The 18,541-nt window shown below is 43.5% G+C and carries 19 protein-coding genes and 1 tRNA gene; 4 read left to right on the top strand and 16 right to left on the bottom strand.

From position 1 onward, the window contains the following. Positions 1 to 10: 10 nt before the first annotated feature. On the bottom strand, positions 11 to 862 hold the full coding sequence (gene thyA / locus WBS51_RS03310) for a thymidylate synthase (RefSeq protein WP_173748641.1): 852 nt from the start codon (positions 860 to 862) through the stop codon (positions 11 to 13). 197 nt (positions 863 to 1,059) lie between these two features. Between thyA and WBS51_RS03315 the strand changes: the two genes are divergently transcribed. Then, positions 1,060 to 1,551 (top strand): VanZ family protein, encoded by a 492-nt coding sequence (locus WBS51_RS03315; RefSeq protein ID WP_173748643.1) that lies wholly within the window; start codon positions 1,060 to 1,062, stop codon positions 1,549 to 1,551. Positions 1,552 to 1,592: 41 nt separating this feature from the next. Here WBS51_RS03315 and WBS51_RS03320 read toward each other — a convergent pair whose 3' ends face one another. From WBS51_RS03320 to WBS51_RS03370, 11 genes are all read right to left on the bottom strand, one after another. Continuing rightward, the gene (locus tag WBS51_RS03320; protein WP_294459237.1) at positions 1,593 to 2,552 is read right to left on the bottom strand and encodes a biotin--[acetyl-CoA-carboxylase] ligase; all 960 of its coding nucleotides are present in this window, start codon (positions 2,550 to 2,552) and stop codon (positions 1,593 to 1,595) included. Positions 2,553 to 2,572: 20 nt separating this feature from the next. Beyond that, positions 2,573 to 3,520 carry an ABC transporter permease gene (locus tag WBS51_RS03325; RefSeq protein ID WP_173748647.1) on the bottom strand — a complete coding sequence of 316 codons (948 nt, stop codon included), beginning with the start codon at positions 3,518 to 3,520 and terminating at the stop codon, positions 2,573 to 2,575. After that, positions 3,520 to 4,605: an ABC transporter permease gene (locus WBS51_RS03330; protein WP_291683198.1), complete on the bottom strand. Its 1,086-nt coding sequence runs from the start codon at positions 4,603 to 4,605 to the stop codon at positions 3,520 to 3,522. The genes WBS51_RS03325 and WBS51_RS03330 overlap by 1 nt, the downstream gene beginning before the upstream one ends. Next, on the bottom strand, positions 4,605 to 6,125 hold the full coding sequence (locus WBS51_RS03335) for an ABC transporter ATP-binding protein (protein ID WP_173748651.1): 1,521 nt from the start codon (positions 6,123 to 6,125) through the stop codon (positions 4,605 to 4,607). Before WBS51_RS03335 ends, WBS51_RS03330 begins: the two co-directional genes overlap by 1 nt. Positions 6,126 to 6,279: 154 nt before the next feature. Continuing rightward, positions 6,280 to 7,488 carry a BMP family ABC transporter substrate-binding protein gene (locus tag WBS51_RS03340; RefSeq protein ID WP_173748653.1) on the bottom strand — a complete coding sequence of 403 codons (1,209 nt, stop codon included), beginning with the start codon at positions 7,486 to 7,488 and terminating at the stop codon, positions 6,280 to 6,282. 110 nt (positions 7,489 to 7,598) lie between these two features. Then, on the bottom strand, positions 7,599 to 8,636 hold the full coding sequence (locus WBS51_RS03345; protein WP_173748655.1) for a serine hydrolase: 1,038 nt from the start codon (positions 8,634 to 8,636) through the stop codon (positions 7,599 to 7,601). A 15-nt stretch (positions 8,637 to 8,651) separates the two neighbouring features. Beyond that, complete coding sequence (locus tag WBS51_RS03350; protein ID WP_291683750.1) at positions 8,652 to 9,566, bottom strand: alpha/beta fold hydrolase; 915 nt, start codon at positions 9,564 to 9,566, stop codon at positions 8,652 to 8,654. Between the two features lie 117 nt (positions 9,567 to 9,683). Then, complete coding sequence (locus WBS51_RS03355) at positions 9,684 to 10,070, bottom strand: 4Fe-4S binding protein (protein ID WP_173748659.1); 387 nt, start codon at positions 10,068 to 10,070, stop codon at positions 9,684 to 9,686. A 129-nt stretch (positions 10,071 to 10,199) separates the two neighbouring features. After that, positions 10,200 to 10,538: a cyclic-di-AMP receptor gene (locus tag WBS51_RS03360; RefSeq protein WP_173748661.1), complete on the bottom strand. Its 339-nt coding sequence runs from the start codon at positions 10,536 to 10,538 to the stop codon at positions 10,200 to 10,202. 137 nt (positions 10,539 to 10,675) lie between these two features. After that, a tRNA-Gly gene (locus WBS51_RS03365) sits at positions 10,676 to 10,748 on the bottom strand. A gap of 155 nt (positions 10,749 to 10,903) precedes the next feature. Next, on the bottom strand, positions 10,904 to 11,668 hold the full coding sequence (locus tag WBS51_RS03370) for a nitroreductase family protein (RefSeq protein WP_291683248.1): 765 nt from the start codon (positions 11,666 to 11,668) through the stop codon (positions 10,904 to 10,906). A gap of 158 nt (positions 11,669 to 11,826) precedes the next feature. Between WBS51_RS03370 and WBS51_RS03375 the strand changes: the two genes are divergently transcribed. From WBS51_RS03375 to WBS51_RS03385, 3 genes are read left to right on the top strand one after another with little or no spacing between them, the layout of a single operon-like run. After that, positions 11,827 to 12,219, top strand: a complete 393-nt coding sequence (locus WBS51_RS03375) for a GntR family transcriptional regulator (protein ID WP_173748665.1) — start codon at positions 11,827 to 11,829, stop codon at positions 12,217 to 12,219. After that, positions 12,216 to 12,914 carry an ABC transporter ATP-binding protein gene (locus tag WBS51_RS03380; RefSeq protein WP_173748667.1) on the top strand — a complete coding sequence of 233 codons (699 nt, stop codon included), beginning with the start codon at positions 12,216 to 12,218 and terminating at the stop codon, positions 12,912 to 12,914. Before WBS51_RS03375 ends, WBS51_RS03380 begins: the two co-directional genes overlap by 4 nt. Next, a complete protein-coding gene (locus WBS51_RS03385) occupies positions 12,908 to 13,768 on the top strand; it encodes a hypothetical protein (protein ID WP_173748669.1) in 861 nt (286 codons plus the stop codon). Before WBS51_RS03380 ends, WBS51_RS03385 begins: the two co-directional genes overlap by 7 nt. Positions 13,769 to 13,862: 94 nt before the next feature. On the opposite strand, the gene WBS51_RS03390 is transcribed toward WBS51_RS03385, so the two are convergent. The 4 genes from WBS51_RS03390 to groL form a co-directional block, all read right to left on the bottom strand. After that, the gene (locus tag WBS51_RS03390) at positions 13,863 to 14,600 is read right to left on the bottom strand and encodes a peptidoglycan recognition protein family protein (protein WP_173748670.1); all 738 of its coding nucleotides are present in this window, start codon (positions 14,598 to 14,600) and stop codon (positions 13,863 to 13,865) included. 170 nt (positions 14,601 to 14,770) lie between these two features. Then, positions 14,771 to 16,225 (bottom strand): IMP dehydrogenase, encoded by a 1,455-nt coding sequence (gene guaB / locus WBS51_RS03395; RefSeq protein WP_173748671.1) that lies wholly within the window; start codon positions 16,223 to 16,225, stop codon positions 14,771 to 14,773. A 59-nt stretch (positions 16,226 to 16,284) separates the two neighbouring features. Further along, a complete protein-coding gene (locus WBS51_RS03400; RefSeq protein WP_173748672.1) occupies positions 16,285 to 16,785 on the bottom strand; it encodes a DUF6106 family protein in 501 nt (166 codons plus the stop codon). 120 nt (positions 16,786 to 16,905) lie between these two features. Next, entirely contained in the window at positions 16,906 to 18,528 is a 1,623-nt protein-coding gene (groL, locus tag WBS51_RS03405) for a chaperonin GroEL (protein ID WP_294459247.1), read from the bottom strand. Positions 18,529 to 18,541 lie beyond the last annotated feature (13 nt).

The following is an 18,541-nucleotide window of genomic DNA, read 5'->3' on the forward strand; positions in this document are numbered from 1 at the left end:
TTCTCCTCTCTTACACTGCAATAGGTATATTTTTAATCTGTGGTCCTGCCTGATAATTTTCCACAATCAAATCTGCTGTGGTAAACGCATAAAAATCCTTGATTTCCGGATTCAAAGAAACCTTTGGCGCAGGATAGGTATCTCTGGAAATCAGTTCTTTCACAATGTCCACATGTCGGTCATAAATATGGGCGTCCGCAATCACATGTACCAGTTCTCCGGGAATCATATCGTTGACCTGAGCCACCATCATAAGAAGAATCGCATACTGGCACACATTCCAGTTATTTGCTGCCAGCACGTCCTGGGAACGCTGGTTTAACACGCCATTCAGCACCAGCTTCTCGCTGTTCTTTTCTTTGGTAACGTTGTACGTCATACTGTAACAGCAAGGGTCTAAGCCGCCGCTGTGCAGATATTCAAACTGATACAGATTCGTCATAATTCTTCTGCTGTAAGGATTCTCCTTCAGCTGCTTTAATACATAGTCCATCTGGTCAATTTTTTCGCCCTTATACAGAAATTTTCTGCCCACCACATCTCCGTAGCAGGTTCCGATAGAGCCGTTTTCATCCGCCCACGCATCCCAGATATGGGCGTTTAAATCATGAATATTGTTGGACTTTCTCTGATAAATCCAGAGAATTTCGTCCATACAGGTTTTTAATGCTGTTTTTCTTAAAGTCAGCGCCGGAAATTCCTTGCGCAGATCGTAACGATTTACCACTCCAAAACGCTTAATGGTATAAGCATAAGCGCCTGTATCCTCCCATTTGGGGCGCACCTTTTCTCCCTGTGTATCAGTTCCGTTTTCCAGGATGTCACGGCACATGGAAATAAACAAATTATCTGCTAAACTCATACTGGTTTCCTTTCTTCTGCTTTTCTCATGCTTTTTATTATACCCTATTCTCCTGTCTTTTGCTATACAAAAAACAAAAGCGTCTCCCGGCGGAAAGCTTCTGAACTTTACAAATCCTGCAAAAAATGATACGCTTTAACAATAAATTCTTCAACGTGTGTTTTACTTTTTACGATTCAGAAAGGAGCCCTTTACAGATGAAAAAACTGATTATTTATTTATTGAAACCATTTTCCTTCCTTCCGGCCATTGCCATGATGTATCTCATTTTCAGCTTTTCCAGCCAAACCGGCAAAGAGTCCGGAAATTTAAGCCATGAAATCAGTTATCAGATTGTATCCGCAGCAGACCGGATTCTGGATAAAAATCTGTCTGAAGAAAGCAAAAATACCTATGCCGACAAAATTGAACTGCCGGTACGAAAACTGGCTCACATGACAGAATACTGCATTCTGACCATATGTATATCTTTCCCTCTGTATGTATACGGAGTCCGGGGCTTCTGGCTCTTTCTTCTGGCCGGACTGCTGTCCGCAGGATTTGCCTGCACAGATGAATTCCACCAGTCCTTTGTTGCCGGACGGGGACCTTCCAAGCGAGACGTCCTTATCGACAGTACCGGGGCGCTGTTTGGTATTATTTTCGTCCAGATTTTCTGTCATAGCTTTACGCCTTCTAAAAGAAGGTAATAAAAAAGGAACTGTCCCGCCAACAGTTCCTTTTTTATTTTTTAAATTTCCAGGGACACATCTGCAAAATCCAGAAGTTCTCTCTCTCCCTGTCCATTGGTTACAAGAAGTCTTCCATCCTCCAGAATTTTTTCTGCCTTTACCACACGACACTCCTGATTTCCAAAGACTTTTATCTGTCTTCCCGGCACAATATTTCTCTGTCGATATTCTGGAGAAATGCCTGGCTTTTCTGCTTCTTTTAAAAGTTCATTGACAATACAGGCTGCCAGTCGGTTTCTGTCTGTCCGAACTCCTCTTTCCAGAATCGCTCCTGCCTTCCGGCGAATTTCTTCCGGGAATCCCTCCTTTGGTTCATAGAGATTCAGACCGATTCCCACTACGGCAAACTCTATCTCTCCTGTCTCAAAATCCGTGACAGCTTCTGTAAGAATTCCGCACACCTTTTTTTCCTGCAGATACAAATCATTGACCCACTTAATGCCCAGAGAAACCCCGCAGCACCCTTCCACCGCACGGCACACAGCCACCGCAGCTGCTGCCGTAATCTCCAGGCTCTGCCGCAGTGTCTTTTTCGGATAAAGCAGCACACTGAGATACAGCCCGCTGCTTTCAGGCGAATAGAACTTTCGTCCTTTTCTGCCTCTTCCTTCTGTCTGGCTGTTGGCTGCCACCAGAGACCCATGGGGCAGCTGTTTCTCCACCGCTAACTGTTTCATGACCCTGCTGGTAGAAGAAATTTTCTGAAAGACCTGCACCTCTGCCTCCTGGTGCTCCAGGAAACAACGGACAGCTTCTCTGGAAAGGATATCGTTTTCCTGCTTCAGCGCATATCCCCTGTTTGTTGCCGCCTGAATCTGATACCCCTCCTGACGGAGCGTTTTCACTGCTTTCCATACAGCGGCTCTGGACACCTGAAGCTGCCGCGCCAGTTCCTCTCCCGAAAGATAAGTTCCTTTTTGACTTTCCAACAACTCCAGAAGCTTTGATTTCGTAGACATTTGCCTTCCCTTACTTTCTTTTACCGCTCTTCACGGAAATAATTCACACCGCAGGATTTCGGCTGCGCATTCTCCTTAGAGAAGCGAATGGAGGTCACAACCAGCACCACAATCGTCATGAGGAACGGAATCATGTCAAAAATAGAGCTTGGAATCACCTGAGGTACATAGTATTTCAGAACGCTGAAACCGCCAAATACCAAGGCTGCCAAAATAGCTCTGTTGGGATTCCAGGTTGCAAAGATAACCAAAGCCACCGCAATCCATCCAAGTCCGTTTACGCAGCTTGTCACCCACACACCATTACAAATAATCATAGAACAGTAAGCACCACCGATACCGCACAAGCCGCCGCCCAGCATCAGATTCAGGTATTTCAGTTTCGTAACCGGAATTCCCGCTGCATCTGCTGCCGCCGGATTCTCGCCTACCGCCCGGACATTCAGACCTGCTTTCGTTCTATGGAGATAAATGGCGCACAGAATAGCCGCAGCCACACCCAGGTACACAAAAATATTATAGTTAAAAAGCAGTTTTCCCAGTACCGGAATATCGGTCAGGAAAGGAATCTCCACCTTTCCCAGACTGTCCAGAATTCCTTCCGGCAGCTTTAAAGAGGTGCTTCCGCTCTTTTCCCTTACAAAATCACCTACAAAGTTACTAAAACCAATGCCGAAAATCGTAAGCGTCAGACCGGTCACATTCTGGTCTGCCATAAAGGTAACAGTCAGAACCGCATAGATAAGCGCACCCAGCATACCGGTCACAAAGGCTGCAATCAAGGCAAACACCAGATTGTCTGTCCAGTATCCCACCACAAATCCGCCTACGGCACCAATGGACATCATCCCTTCCACACCCAGGTTCAGATGTCCTGCTTTTTCATTGATAATTTCTCCCAGAATTCCGAACAGCAGAGGTGTTCCCGCAAGAACTGCTGCTACGAAAAAGTTTACAAAGAAATCCATTATGCATGTCCTCCTTTCCTGCGTGTCACAAATTTATACCGTACAAAGAATTCACAGCCCAGTACAAAGAACAGAATGATTCCCTGCAGCACATCTGCGGAATAAGCAGACAGGCCGTGAGCAGACTGCATAACGGTACTTCCCTTTTCCAGTACCGCAAAGAGGAAAGAAACCACCAGAATTCCTACTGGATTTAACTGTGCCAGCCATGCCACAATGATAGCCGTAAAACCTACGCCTCCGGCTACAGATGTGGTCAGTGTCAGGTCAGAACCGCTGGCCTGTACCATACCGGCAATCCCGCAGATTCCTCCGGAAAATGCCATGGTACGGAGCACAATCTTTTTATAATTCATTCCCGCATAGTTGGCTGTCGCCCGGCTTTCCCCTACGACACCGATTTCATATCCCTGCTTTGTAAATTTCAGATAAATAAAAACAATAACCACCAGAACAAGACCAATCAGCCAGCCTGCATGTACGCCGAAAATTTTATCCAGCTGCGCATTTTCTCCAAATCTGGCAATTTTCGGAAATCCGGAAGAATTTGGGTCTTTCCACGGGCCGTCACGCAAAAAAGAAATCAGATACAAAGCCACATAGTTCAGCATCAGTGTAAACAGTGTTTCATTGGTATCAAATTTCGCCTTGAAAAGTGCCGGAATCAGCCCCCACAAAGCGCCGCCCAGCATACCGGCCAGAAACATGCAAATCATCAGCAGCCAGTGCGGAAAATCCCAGCAAAACAGAGCAAAATAGGTGGCAAAAATAGCCCCCATAATAATCTGTCCTTCTGCACCGATATTCCAGAACCGCATCTTAAAGGCCAGCGTTACACCAAGAGCCGGAATCAGAAGAGGCACCATCAGCTTAATAGTTGCCTGAAAGGCCATAGTACTTCTAAATGCACCGGATACAATGGTTCCGTATACAGAAAATGGATTATATCCGATAAAGAGTATGAACAATCCCCCTGCCACAATGGCAAGAAGAACAGAGAGCAGACGCAGACGGATAATCTGGCCATGGGGTCTCTCACTTCTCTTCTCAATACGAATCAGGGGTTCTTTTCTGCTGTTTTCCATTATGCTTCTTCCCTCCTCTTACCTGCCATCATCAGTCCCAAATCTTCTTTGGTGGTTGTCTTGGCATCTACAATTCCCGTAGCTTCCCCGTGGCACATAACCATGATTCTGTCAGAAATCTGCAGAAGCACGTCCAAATCCTCTCCGATAAACAGCACGGCAACGCCCTTTTTCTTCTGCTCGTTAAGCAGGTCATAAATCGTGTAAGAAGAGTTGATATCCAGTCCCCGGACAGGATAAGCTGTCACCAGAACAGACGGATTTGACTCAATTTCCCGCCCCAGAAGCACCTTCTGGACATTTCCTCCTGACATCAGCCGCACTGGAGTATCCACACCGGGTGTTACCACTTCCAGCTTCTTCACCAGTTCCTCAGCCATCTTTCTGGCTGGTTTTCTGTCTATAAAAATCCCTTTATTTTTGTCGTAGGTTTTCAGAAGAATATTATCTACCATACCCATGGACGCCACAAGTCCCATACCCAGACGATCCTCCGGCACAAATCCCAGACTGATTCCCAGATTGGCAATCTCTCTTGGACTTTTTCCCACAATATTCTCTTTATTGTGCAGAATTGCTCCCTTATCTACCGGAATCAACCCTGCAATACTTTCACATAGTTCCTTCTGTCCGCTGCCGGCCACACCAGCCACACCCAGAATTTCACCGGCCTTGATTTCCAGACTCAAATCCTTTACAGCCATAGTTCCGTCTGCAGATTTCACAGAAAGATCTACGATTTTCAGTCTGGTAAACACATTTTCACATTTCGGGCGCTGGATTTCCAGTGTCACAGGGCGTCCCACCATCAGCTCTGTCAGCTGTTTTTCATTGGTCTCGCAGGTATTTACTGTATCAATACTCTGACCCTTCCTGAGAATAGTTACCCGGTCACTAATTTCCATAACCTCGTTCAGCTTGTGGGTAATAATGATAATAGCGCTTCCCTGTTCCCGCATCTTCCGCAGAATGGCAAACAGCTTTTTCGTCTCCTGGGGAGTCAGCACGGCAGTAGGTTCGTCCAGAATCAGAATATCTGCATTACGGTACAATACTTTCAGAATCTCTACGGTCTGCTTTTCACTGACAGACATATTGTAAATCTTTTTCTCCGGTTCTACTTCCAGTCCGTATTTTTCTGTCAGTTTTAAAAGACGTTCTTTTAATTCTTTTGGCTTTACTCGTTTCCCTTCCATTCCCATAGCCACATTATCCATGGCTGAAAATACATCTACCAGCTTAAAATGCTGATGAATCATACCGATTCCCAGTTTTCCTGCATCCATGGGAGAGTTGATGGTTACCTCTTTCCCATTTACTTTAATAACGCCTTCGTCAGGGTGATAAATTCCCGAAATCATATTCATAAGCGTTGTCTTACCGGATCCGTTTTCACCTAAAAGCGCCAAAATTTCTCCTCTGCGTACTTCCAGATTAATATGGTCATTGGCGACAACACTTCCGAAGGTTTTGGTAATTCCCTGAAGCTCAATGGCATTCTCTTTCTTTTCCAAAGCCAACTCGTGTCACCTCTCATTTCTTTTGTTGAATTCTCACATCGCATACTGATTCATTGTATCAGAGAAAGAAGTAGTGCACAAGGGCTTTTCTGCTTTTTCACAGAGCAAAAAGAAGGTGCTTCAACTTTCGTCTCAGCACCTTCTTCTATCATTTTTATTTTACTACAATATTCTTGTAATACCAGTTGATACCGCCTGTAATAGTCGCATCATCTAAAGTTTTTCCTTCTTCTCCTACGGTTTTACCGTCATTCGTTTCCAGAACACCGTCAAATACGTTAAAGCCGTCTTCTACAATTTTCTTTCTGGCTTCCTCTACTTTTTCCTGGGTGCCAGGTGCAACGATATCTTCATTTAACGGAGTGATGTCTACCAGACCGTCATCCATGCCGCCAAAGTAGTTTTCAGATGTCCAGGTTCCGTCAATAACTTTTTGTACAGCCTGTGTATAGTACACTCCCCAGTTCCAGACAACGGAAGTCAGAGTTGCTTTCGGCGCATCATTCATCATATCAGAGTTATATCCAACGCCCCATACGCCTGCAGATTCTGCCTCAGTCTGTGGATTTGGAGTATCGCAGTGCTGTCCGATAACGTCACAGCCCTCTGCAATCAGAGCTTTTGCCGCATTGGTTTCTTCTGTTGGAGAAAGCCAGCTGTTTGTTACTTTTACATAAACCTGTGCATCCGGATTTACTTCTGCAACACCAATAGCAAACGCATCTGCACCTCCGGTTACTTCTGAGTTTTCAGAACCCATAGCTGCTACATAACCGATTTTGTTTGTTTCTGTTTTCATACCTGCTACAATACCGGATAAATATCTGGCCTGATAAATTCTTCCGAAATAGTTATTGAAGTTTGTGTCGTTTGATTTATAGCCTGTACCATGTGAGAAAATAACATCCGGATATTCTTCTGCCAGAGCTTCGCAGGTATCCATGTAGTTAAAGCTGGTTGCAAAGATAATCTGGCATCCTTCTTCGATACACTCTCTCATAGCCTGTTCAGTCATAGTCGGGTCTGCATCAGGAATGTTGTTTTTTCTGATAATCTGGCTGTCTTCCAGCCCCAGTTCCTTCTGCATCTCTACGATTCCCTGGTCATGAGCGTAGCTGTATCCGGAGCCGTCTGCAGGATCGCCAATGTGAATAACGCCTACTTTTAAATCTTCCTTTGCTACCGGTGCAAAGTTGCTTTTTCCATCTTCTTTGTCCTCTCCTGCATCCGCACTTTCTTCTGTCTGTGCGCTGTCTGTCTTGGAAGCATTTTGGTCTTCCACCCCCTGCTGCTGTCCGCAGCCTGCCATTAATGTTCCAACCATGGCAAGAGAAAGTAACACACCTAAGATTTTCTTCTTCATGATTTTCCTCCTAAAGTTTTAATGTTATCATAGACCATTTTACAAAAACTATCCATGAAACTACATGATAGCACCATATAATTTATTTTTCAACCGCATTTTTCGGTTTTCTATGGGTTCAGAGTTTCATATACCATTTGAGAAAGTTCATGCATGTCGCTGTAAACGCCTTCCTCACTGTCAAATTCCCGGGTCATAATACACAGGATAAAATCTGTTTCTTCTCCGTATACAATCGCCACATCATGCTGTACATCCGAGGTTTCTCCCGTTTTATTGGCTACCTTCGTTCCCTTTGGCAGTCCTCCCGGTATTTTTACCGTATTTTCCTGTTTCAAAAGCAAATGCAGCATACTTGCGGATTTTTCCTGACTTATGCAGCTTCCCTTATAAATCTGTTCCAGCAGCTTTCCGCAGTCCTTTACCGTTGTAACGTTATCGCCTCCATTGTCCGAATCAAAGCTGGAATAAGCAGGATGAAGCGTTGTATGTACCTCTGTATCCTCAAAACCGTTTTCTTCAAGATATGCATTGATTTTACTGCAGGCTTCTGTAAAATCCCGATCCGCCGACTGTAGTTTCACCAGTTCATTGTATGCTTCATTATCTGACACTGTAATCATTTCTTCTAACAGTCTTCCCACCTCTTCTACCGCTGCCTCTTCACTGTCCGCATACGCTTTCTCATGCTCCAGTATTTCTCCCATATTTTCATAAGACGCCGCCATTGCAAAGAGCTTTATCAGACTTGCCGGATACATGGGAGTATTATTCACGACGATTTCGTTGTCATAATTCATTTCCTGAATATAAACGCTCCACTCGCCGGAAAAATCACTCAACAGGTTTTCCACATCTTCCTTTAGGTTTTCCATAACCTGCACCTGCTCTTCTTCCGCTTCCTGATGCGCATCCTTACGTTCTTGTTTTCTTTCTTCCTCTGCCTTTTCTTTGGCAGCCTGTTCCTCTTTCTTCTGCTGGATTTCTTTCTGCTCTGCTTTTTCCGCCCTTATCACACAGGCACTGTAAATGCCAACGCCTACCCCTGCCAGGGCAATTACTGTCAAAGCTATTCTCTTTTTCAGTATCTGCCGTCTCAGCATTGCCTTTTTTCTACGGCGTCTTAACCGTTCCTGTTCTTCCGTCATCTTTCTGTGCTCCCTCTATTTTTCCAGATATTGCAAAATATTTCTAAAAACTTCTTCTTTCCCCTGTTCATTGAGAATCTCATGGCGCATGCCCGGATATCTTTTTCCCGTCACCTTCTGATACCCCACTGCTTTCAAAAACTGCAGTTCCTGCACAAATTTTCTGCCGTTTCCAATACAGGGGTCTTCCTCGCCTCCCAGAAACAATATGGGAAGCTTTTGGTTTCTGACATTCCATCCTTTTTTGCTATAGGCGCTTTTCATCAGATGAAACAGACTCTCAAATCCATCTGCGGTAAACACAAAGCCGCAAAGCGGAGATTGGTCATAGGCTTCTACCACTTTTTCATCTGAACATATCCATGCAGAAGGACTTCCTTCTTTCCTGAATCTGGACGCAAACGGTCCGAAGGCCAGCAGCTGAATTTCTTTGCTCCTGTAACTGCCGCCTCTTAGCTTTTTCTGGACTTTTGCCAGCCAAAGCCCTGCATCCACTGCCGGATTTTTGCTGGGAGGCCCTGTAAGAACCAGTTTATCCAGTTCTTCATCATACTGTTTCAGGTAATTCCTGGCCACTAATGTTCCCATACTGTGTCCCAGCATATAAAAGGGCAGACCTGCAAACCTATCTTTTGCCCACCTGGTAACCTGATGTAAATCTTCTATAATTCCTTTTTCTTTTGTATTATAAAAATATCCCAGGTCTTCTTTTTCCCTTACGCTGCCTCCATGCCCTCTGTGGTCGTGAATCACAGCCGCATATCCATGTCCTGCCAGAAATTTCATGAAAGGAAGATATCTTTCTTTATGTTCACTCATACCATGAGAAATCTGTACTACACCTCTTACCTTTTTCTCCGGCTCTGTCCAAAGCACAGACAGGGTAAGCCCATCCTGTTTGGAAATGAGTTCTGCTGTATTTTGTATCATCAAATCGCCTCCATTCCCTTAATTTTTCTCACGAACTCTTTCAAAACCTAAAAAGAACCGGCGCTTCCTATGCATACAACGTATGCCTCAAAAGCGCCAGCCCCTTCCGTGTCTTAATTAATCTTCTACGATCTCCAGAACATCTGCCGGACAGGCTTTTGCACAGATACCACATGCAATACACTTGCTGCTCACCGGTGATTCTTCTGCTTTTACCATAACGCCAAATGGACAGGCTTCTACACATTTGCCACATCCTGTACAGTTCTTCTTGTTGATCATGTATACGCCCTTGGCATTCTGTGTAATTGCGCCTTCCGGACAGGCTTTCGCACATTTGCCGCACTGTACACATACCATAGGCTTTGCATCGCCCTTTTTGTCAATAATCTGGATACAGGACTTGTCCGGGTCAAACTCCTTATAAAAACTCTGAGAACATGCTCTCACACACTCCAGACATGCCATACATTTTGCACCTTTTACAACTTTCAGTTTTTTCATGGTAAAATCCTCCGCTTTCGTGATAAAATTTGTATGCGCACAGCGCATTTCAGGTTGTTATCATCTGATAATTTTACCATTTTATCGGCGATTTCTCAAGAAGATTTTCCTATATCTTATAACTTCTCTCTACAGTTTTAAGAACTGTTCTACATTCACAATAAATACTGTGGCACCGCCCACGTCAATGGTAACCGGAGGTGCAGCATATCCCAGAACAGGTCCCTTGCTTCCGGCTGAATAAGACGGCGTAATCATGACTTCTTTTCTTCTGGAACACTCTTCCTTAATAATTTCCAGGACAGTATCCACTTTTTCATCTTCCGTACCAATCATCAGTGTGGCATTGCCTTTTCTCAGAAATCCACCGGTACTGGACAGCTTTGTTATGCTGATTTTCTCTTTATTCAACCGCTCTATCACAAATCCTTCGTCTTCTTTTCGTACAATGGCAAATATCATTTTCATAAGCCCATACCTCCTTCATCCTTTCGGATTCTGCCTGTTTGTGCACAGGTATTTTTCTATGAGGCTTATTATACCACATTTTACATCTTTAGGCAAAACAAAAAAGCCCCTGTATCCCAGGAACTTTTATACAAAAAAGCGCGAGACGGGACTCGAACCCGCGGCCTCGACCTTGGCAAGGTCGCGCTCCACCAACTGAGCCACTCGCGCATATTGTGTTTTGAGGTGTTATCTCAAGCACAAGACATAATATACTATAAAACTTTTTGTTTGTCAACTATAATTTTAAAATTTTTTTAACTCATTTTCTGAACCTTACAAAAACAAGAGCCAAACGGGATATTGCTTAACCGCAGCATCCCGCTTCAGGTACGCAAAATAGCGCTGAGCACATATTGATTGTTCGGAAAATTCTTATGAGTAATATCTTCCAGCCGAATCAGGTCCACATCCAACCACAATTCTTCTGCCACTACCATAAGATGCGAAAACATAATGCCAAAATTCATTTCTTCATATTTCCCCATGTGACTCACAGTATGCTTTTTGGCAAACACATGAATCCGGTTATCATACACAACAAAACGCCAGGGCTGGCTGTTCATGCTGGACGGAGCCAGGCGGGCTGCCTCTAAAAGCTGCTTCATCCACTGCCTCGGCACTTCTTTATAAACACATAACTCTTTTAAATCCATCCGCTTTGCGTCTACGGCTTTTCTTGTATAGCTTCCTTTGCTCTTCCCAAAAGCCATGGTAATCATGAATTTTAAGCTGCCTTTGTGCGGGTTTCCCATCTTCGGCTTTACACTGCCCAAAAAACAGGTTCCAAGCCCTTTGGTACATAAAAAGAGCGCAAGCTGTTCCATAATATAACCTGCATTCATCTGAGCCAAATCCTTTTCTTCTGAATAAAAAGAAATATAATAAGGTGCTTTCACGCCCAGAAAGTGAATCCTCTTATTTTGCCCCTTCGTATTGTCTATAATAGAAATATCTGTGCGGATACCGGGATTCAATCCTTCAATCTGCTCATAAAACTCCCTGAGTTCCTGCAGAATTTCGCTGTTCACAGGCTCCATTTCATAGCTGCGTACAGATTTTCTTAAAAAAATTGCTTCATATAAATTCATATTCTCACCCTCAGCTTATTTGTAACAATATTGTAACATATATAATTTGAATTGCAATGCTTATTTTCTAAAATTTCTATTGACATTTGCTCTTCTCGTATGTATTATTGTATTAAGCAATTAGTACAACAATACATTGGTTAGGAGGTGTATTCTTTATGTCATGGAACCTGAATTCTGAACGTCCCATCTATGCTCAGCTTATGGAACGCATAACCCTGGACATTATTTCCGGTATCTATCCCCCCGGCTCAAAGCTTCCTTCTGTAAGAGATCTGGCTCAGGATGCCGGCGTTAATCCAAATACCATGCAGAAGGCTCTGTCCGAGCTTGAACGAACCGGACTGCTTTTCAGTCAGAGAACCAGCGGACGTTTTGTCACGGAGGAATTAACTATGATAGAAAAAATCAAGACAGAACTGGCCTCTGAGCAGGTCAGAGAATTTCTGGAAAAAATGAGAAACATTGGTTTTGACAAAGAAACCACCCTGCAGCTGATTCAGCAGGCAGATGAAGAAGAAAAAGAAACAAAAAAGGAGGATTACACATGAAACCCATTTTGGAATGTCAAAATTTAACGAAGCGCTATGGCACAAAAACCGCTTTAGACAGCCTGAATCTTTCCCTGGAGCGCGGAAAAATCATTGGTCTTCTGGGTCCTAACGGCAGCGGCAAAACTACACTCATCAAACTGCTCAATGGACTTCTGACTCCCAGCGAAGGACGCATTTTTGTAGATGGACGAACTCCCGGAGTGGAAACCAAAAAGATCGTCTCTTACCTTCCCGAACGTACCTATCTGAATTCCTGGATGAAGGTCTGTGATATCATTGATTATTTTCGGGATTTTTATGAGGATTTTGATAAAAGCCGGGCCTATGATATGCTGCAGAAGCTGAATATCAATCCTTCCGACCAGCTTCGCTCCATGTCCAAGGGAACCAAAGAAAAGGTACAGCTGATTCTGGTTATGAGCCGCCGGGCCAGTCTTTACTGTCTGGACGAGCCCATTGCCGGTGTAGACCCTGCCACAAGAGATTACATTCTCTCTACCATTCTTAATAATTATGATGAAAATGCCACGATTCTCATTTCCACTCACTTGATTTCCGATGTAGAAAACATACTGGATGACGTGGTCTTTATCCAAAACGGACGAATCCGGCTTACAGACAGTGTGGAAAATATTCGCTTCCAACAGGGAAAATCCGTGGATACTTTATTCCGGGAGGTGTTCAAATGTTAAAAAAATTGTTTAAATATGACTGGAAATCCGTTTCCCTGCTTTTGTTTATTCTTCACGGGATACTTCTTTTCTATACATTAATCGGACGAATCGGTATTTCCATTGCCATGTCCCAAAGTGCCAGCCATGTTATAACCGAAGATTCTGCTCAGGTTTTTGGCATTGTAGGTATGCTTTACGTTCTTGGCTTTGTTCTGTTTATCTTTGCCATCATGATTGCTACCTTCGTGTATCTGGCTGCCCGTATGCAGAAGAGCCTGTTTTCAGATGAAGGATACCTGACACACACACTGCCCGTATCTCCGGGAAAACTGCTTTTTTCTAAAATCCTGGTTTTCTGTACCTGGTCCGTGCTGGATATTCTGTGCGTCACTCTTTCCATTCTGATACTGGTTACCTACAAAGATACCTTGTCCTGGATGGTGAATGACCTGAAATCTCTGCTGGATGTACTCAGCGGCTTTACCGGAATCGAAGAACAGACTTTGATGATTCTTACCATACTGGATGCTTTGGTTCAGTTTTTTGCCTATTACACCACTTTGCTGTTTTTTGCACTCTGCCTGGGCAGCCTGTTTAAAACGCACAAAGTTCTGGGAGCCATTGTTTCCTTCTTTGGTATTAATATTGGTCTCTCTGTCATCCGGACTCTGCTCTGTTTTCTGATTCCTGGACTGAATCCTTTCACTACCATGGTTTCTTCCGGAACAGACGGTTCTGTGATAACGCAAACCTCCCTTGGAGGCAATGAACTGGCTCTAATGGGATTTTCCCTTGCCTGGGATCTGGTATTTGCAGTTTTATTTTTCCTTGGCAGCCGATACATTCTTTCCAAAAAACTGAATCTGGAGTAAACATTCCTTATTTCCGGAATGCTGCAGACAAAAAACAGGCAGATGTGCGGGACTCTCCCGTTTCTGCCTGCTTTTTATAAATTTCTTTAACTTTCTATTTTCCCTCAGCCTTTGCTTCCTTTTCCACTTCCTGAATCTGCTTATCCACATCTTTTTTGAACTCCTGCCACTTATCCGGATGTTCCACATAATACTTGGGACAGTTTTTCCCGGTCACATCATAATGGCGAATCACATCTTCAGAAGTAAGGTTAAAGCGGTAGCAGAGCCATCCGGTAAGCCGTACCAGGGAAATGTAGGTGGCATCAGTAAAAGCGCCGGACTCATCTACATGACAGCATTCAATGGACAAGGTATCTTCATTTCTGGAATTGGAAGCATATGCAATCTCAGAGCTGGGGATACACTGCACAATTTCCCCCTCAATTCCCACCACAAAATGGCTGCTTGCCTTTGTCTCATGACTGTCTTTTAACCCCTGAAAGTAATCCCGGTTGTTTTTCGCCGTTGTCCCTGGATTTGCAGTGTAATGCACCACAATTCCTTTGACTTTTTCCAGAGGAGTTCCCGGTCTGGAATATTCATTGACGTCCAGCAAATCCACCTCAAAAGGCGGCGCTCCCACAAAAGATTCATTTCTTGCCTTTAAAAGCCTTCTCTCTTCTATTTTTTCTTTTATCTGACTGACCAATAAAAACAGCAGAAGAACGGTGCAAATAGCTGCAATAAACAGCAATATATGGCGGCGTCTTTCCCGCTTTCGTCTTTGACGGCGCAATGCTCTTCTGCTCTCAAAATCAGCCGGCTCTTCCTGTTTCTTTCTGCCAAACATTTTCTCTTTTGTCCTTTCTGTGTTCTGCTTTTCCGTTTTTCCTGCCTGTTGTTATAAATCCTATGATACGCAAATACAAATTTTATGTCAATAGAACACAGATATTTTGTTTATGCTGCCAAAAAATACCGCATGAACCTGCTTCCTGCTGCAAATTCATGCGGTATTTCTTATTCGTCTATACTATAGTTAGGAGCTTCTTTTGTAATATGGATATCATGAGGATGTGACTCTTTTAAGGAAGCTGCAGAAATCTTGACAAACTGTCCGCTTTCTTTCAGAGTTTCAATGTCCTTTGCACCGCAATATCCCATACCGGAACGAAGACCTCCGATAAGCTGGAATACCGTATCTTCCACATGGCCTTTGTATGCCACACGGCCTTCTACGCCTTCCGGCACCAGTTTCTTTGCGTCCTGCTGGAAGTAACGGTCTTTGCTTCCGTTTTCCATAGCGGAAATAGAACCCATGCCTCTGTAAACTTTGTATTTTCTTCCCTGATACAGTTCAAAATCTCCAGGGCTTTCATCACAGCCTGCAAAGATACTTCCCATCATACATACATTAGCGCCTGCTGCAATGGCTTTTGTCATATCTCCGGAATATTTGATTCCACCGTCTGCAATAATTGGAATTCCATATTCTTTTGCTACTGCGTAGCAGTCCATAACCGCGGTAATCTGCGGCACACCAATACCTGCAACTACACGGGTAGTACAGATAGAACCAGGACCGATTCCTACCTTAACAGCATCTACACCAGCCTCAATCAAGGCTTTTGTTGCTGCACCTGTAGCCACATTACCTGCGATTAACTGTAAATCCGGATATTTTTCTTTGATTTCGCGTACAGCCTTTAAAATATTTGCAGAATGTCCATGTGCAGAATCTACTACAATTACATCCACTCTGGCATTTACCAGCGCATCGACTCTGGCCATAACATTTGCAGTAATACCAACCGCAGCGCCGCACAGCAGTCTTCCCTGCTCATCTTTTGCGGAAAGCGGATATTTAATCTGTTTTTCAATGTCTTTAATAGTAATAAGTCCTTTTAAATTGAAGTTGTCGTCTACAATAGGAAGTTTTTCTTTTCTGGATTTTGCAAGGATTTTCTTGGCTTCTTCCAGGGTTACACCTTCTTTTGCAGTTACCAGATTTTCAGAAGTCATACATTCTTTGATTTTTCTGGAGAAATCTTCTTCAAACTTTAAATCACGGTTTGTAATAATACCAACCAGTTTTTTTCCTTCTGTAATAGGAACACCTGAAATGCGGAATTTTGCCATAAGGTCATTGGCGTCTGCCAGTGTATGTTCCGGTGATAAATAGAATGGGTCTGTGATAACACCGTTTTCAGAACGTTTTACCTTATCTACCTCTTCTGCCTGTTCCTCAATTGTCATATTTTTGTGGATAATACCAATACCGCCCTGTCTTGCCATGGCAATTGCCATCCGGTGTTCTGTAACAGTATCCATACCTGCACTCATCATCGGAATATTCAATTTTACTTTTTTTGTCAGCCATGTTGCCAATTCAACCTGATTCGGTATTACCTCTGAATATGCAGGAACTAACAGCACGTCGTCAAAAGTAATGCCTTCACCAATAATCTTACCCATTTCTGTTCTCCCTTCGTTTCATTTATAGTATAGTAATATAACAAATTACGACAAGCCTGTCAATCTAAAAAAACTTTGCGCGGACAGCTTTTCTGAATGTTTTCAAGAAGCTGGGCATCCGGCTCAAGCAGGACTTTATACAGTTCTTTTTCATCTGGAATAAACATTGCAAATACTTTGTGATTGGGATTTCCCGAAGAAAAATCCAGCACCTTTGCTCTGGTATTATGATTCTGGTATTCCAGTCTGTGGGAATTCACCGGTGCCATAATATCCATTTTGCCCAAATCAAAGCTTTGGGCACGTTTTCTTTTAGCCTTGGACATAATCTTATCAATATCCAATTCTCCATTTACAAATACATACTCATATTCCAAATCCAGCTTTGGAAGAATGAAGTATGCCGCGATTCCAAGCGCCAGTGTTAAAATCCATGCAATGGGAATAAGCAGCCCCGCTGCAGCCGTAATGGCAATGGCTGCAATCATCAGGATCTTAATGGCCTTGTCTTTTCCAGTCTGCTCTTTTTTAATAAGCAGCTCTGAATACAAGTCTGTCATCTCAAGTTCCTCCTATATTTCCTATGTATTCTGATAAGTAGTGTAGCACAAATAAACCGGGGTTGCAAGAAAGGAAAAGCCGGTGTTCCAACTTTTGAACACCGGCTTTTCCTTTTTTATTTACATCATTCCCATTCCTGGAGCGCCTGCCGGCATAGCCGGAGTTTCTTCCTTAATTGTGGAAACAACAGATTCTGTTGTCAGTAATGTACCTGCAACGCTTGTTGCGTTCTGCAGTGCACTTCTTGTAACTTTTGCAGGGTCCAAAATACCTTTTTTCACCATGTCTACATATTCTTCATGTAAAGCATCAAATCCTGTACCAACTTCGGATTCTCTGACTTTATTGATAATCACAGCGCCTTCCAGACCTGCATTTGCTGCAATGTGGAACAGCGGAGCTTCCAGAGCTTTCAGAACAACTTTAGCGCCTGTCTTTTCATCACCTTCCAGAGTATCTACAACTTTAGCCACTTCTTTGGAAGCATGGATATAAGCAGAACCGCCGCCTGCAATAATACCTTCTTCTACTGCTGCTCTTGTTGCGTTTAAAGCATCCTCCATACGAAGTTTTGCTTCTTTCATCTCTGTCTCTGTTGCAGCGCCTACGCGGATAACAGCAACACCGCCAGCCAGTTTTGCAAGTCTCTCCTGCAGTTTTTCTTTATCAAATTCAGATGTTGTCTCAGCAATCTGGTGTTTAATCTGAGCAACTCTTGCAGCGATTTCTTCTTTATCGCCAAGACCGTCTACGATAACCGTAGTGTCTTTCTGTACTTTCACAGATTTTGCACGGCCTAACTGTTCCATGGTTACGTCTTTTAATTCCAGTCCCAGTTCATCAGAAATCACAGTACCGTTTGTCAAAACTGCAATATCTTTGAGCATTTCTTTTCTTCTGTCCCCGTATCCCGGAGCTTTCACTGCACATACAGAGAAGGTTCCTCTTAATTTGTTTACGATTAAAGTAGTTAACGCTTCACCTTCAATGTCTTCTGCAATAATCAGAAGCTTTGCGCCAGTCTTTACAATCTGTTCCAGAACCGGAAGCAAATCCTGAATGTTTGAGATTTTCTTATCTGTAATCAAAATGTATGGATCATCCAAAACGGTTTCCATTTTGTCCATGTCTGTAGCCATGTATGCAGAAATATAACCGCGGTCAAACTGCATACCTTCTACTAAATCCAGTTCTGTTTTCATTGTTTTGGATTCTTCGATTGTGATAACACCGTCTTTGCTGACTTTTTCCATAGCTTCTGCTACCATTTCGCCAACTTCGTCATCACCTGCAGAAATGGCTGCAACTCTTGCAATCTGGTCTCTGCCTTCAATGTTAGAGCTCATATTCTGGATAGCTTCCACTGCTGCTTCTGTAGCTTTTTTCATACCTTTTCTCAAGATAATCGGGTTTGCGCCTGCAGCCAGGTTTTTCATTCCTTCGTGAACCATAGCCTGAGCCAGAACAGTAGCAGTTGTAGTACCGTCACCAGCTACATCATTGGTCTTTGCAGCAACTTCTTTGATAAGCTGTGCGCCCATGTTTTCAAAGCCGTCTTCCAGTTCGATTTCTTTTGCAATCGTAACACCGTCGTTTGTGATTAATGGTGCGCCGAAAGATTTATCCAGAACTACGTTTCTTCCTTTTGGTCCTAAAGTTACTCTTACAGTATCTGCTAATTTATTTACGCCAGCTTCCAGGGCTGCTCTTGCCTCTGCTCCATATTTAATTTCCTTTGCCATGATGACATTCCTC

The organism is Blautia acetica, assembly GCF_038739805.1.
In the GTDB taxonomy this organism is placed as follows: Bacteria; Bacillota; Clostridia; order Lachnospirales; family Lachnospiraceae; genus Blautia.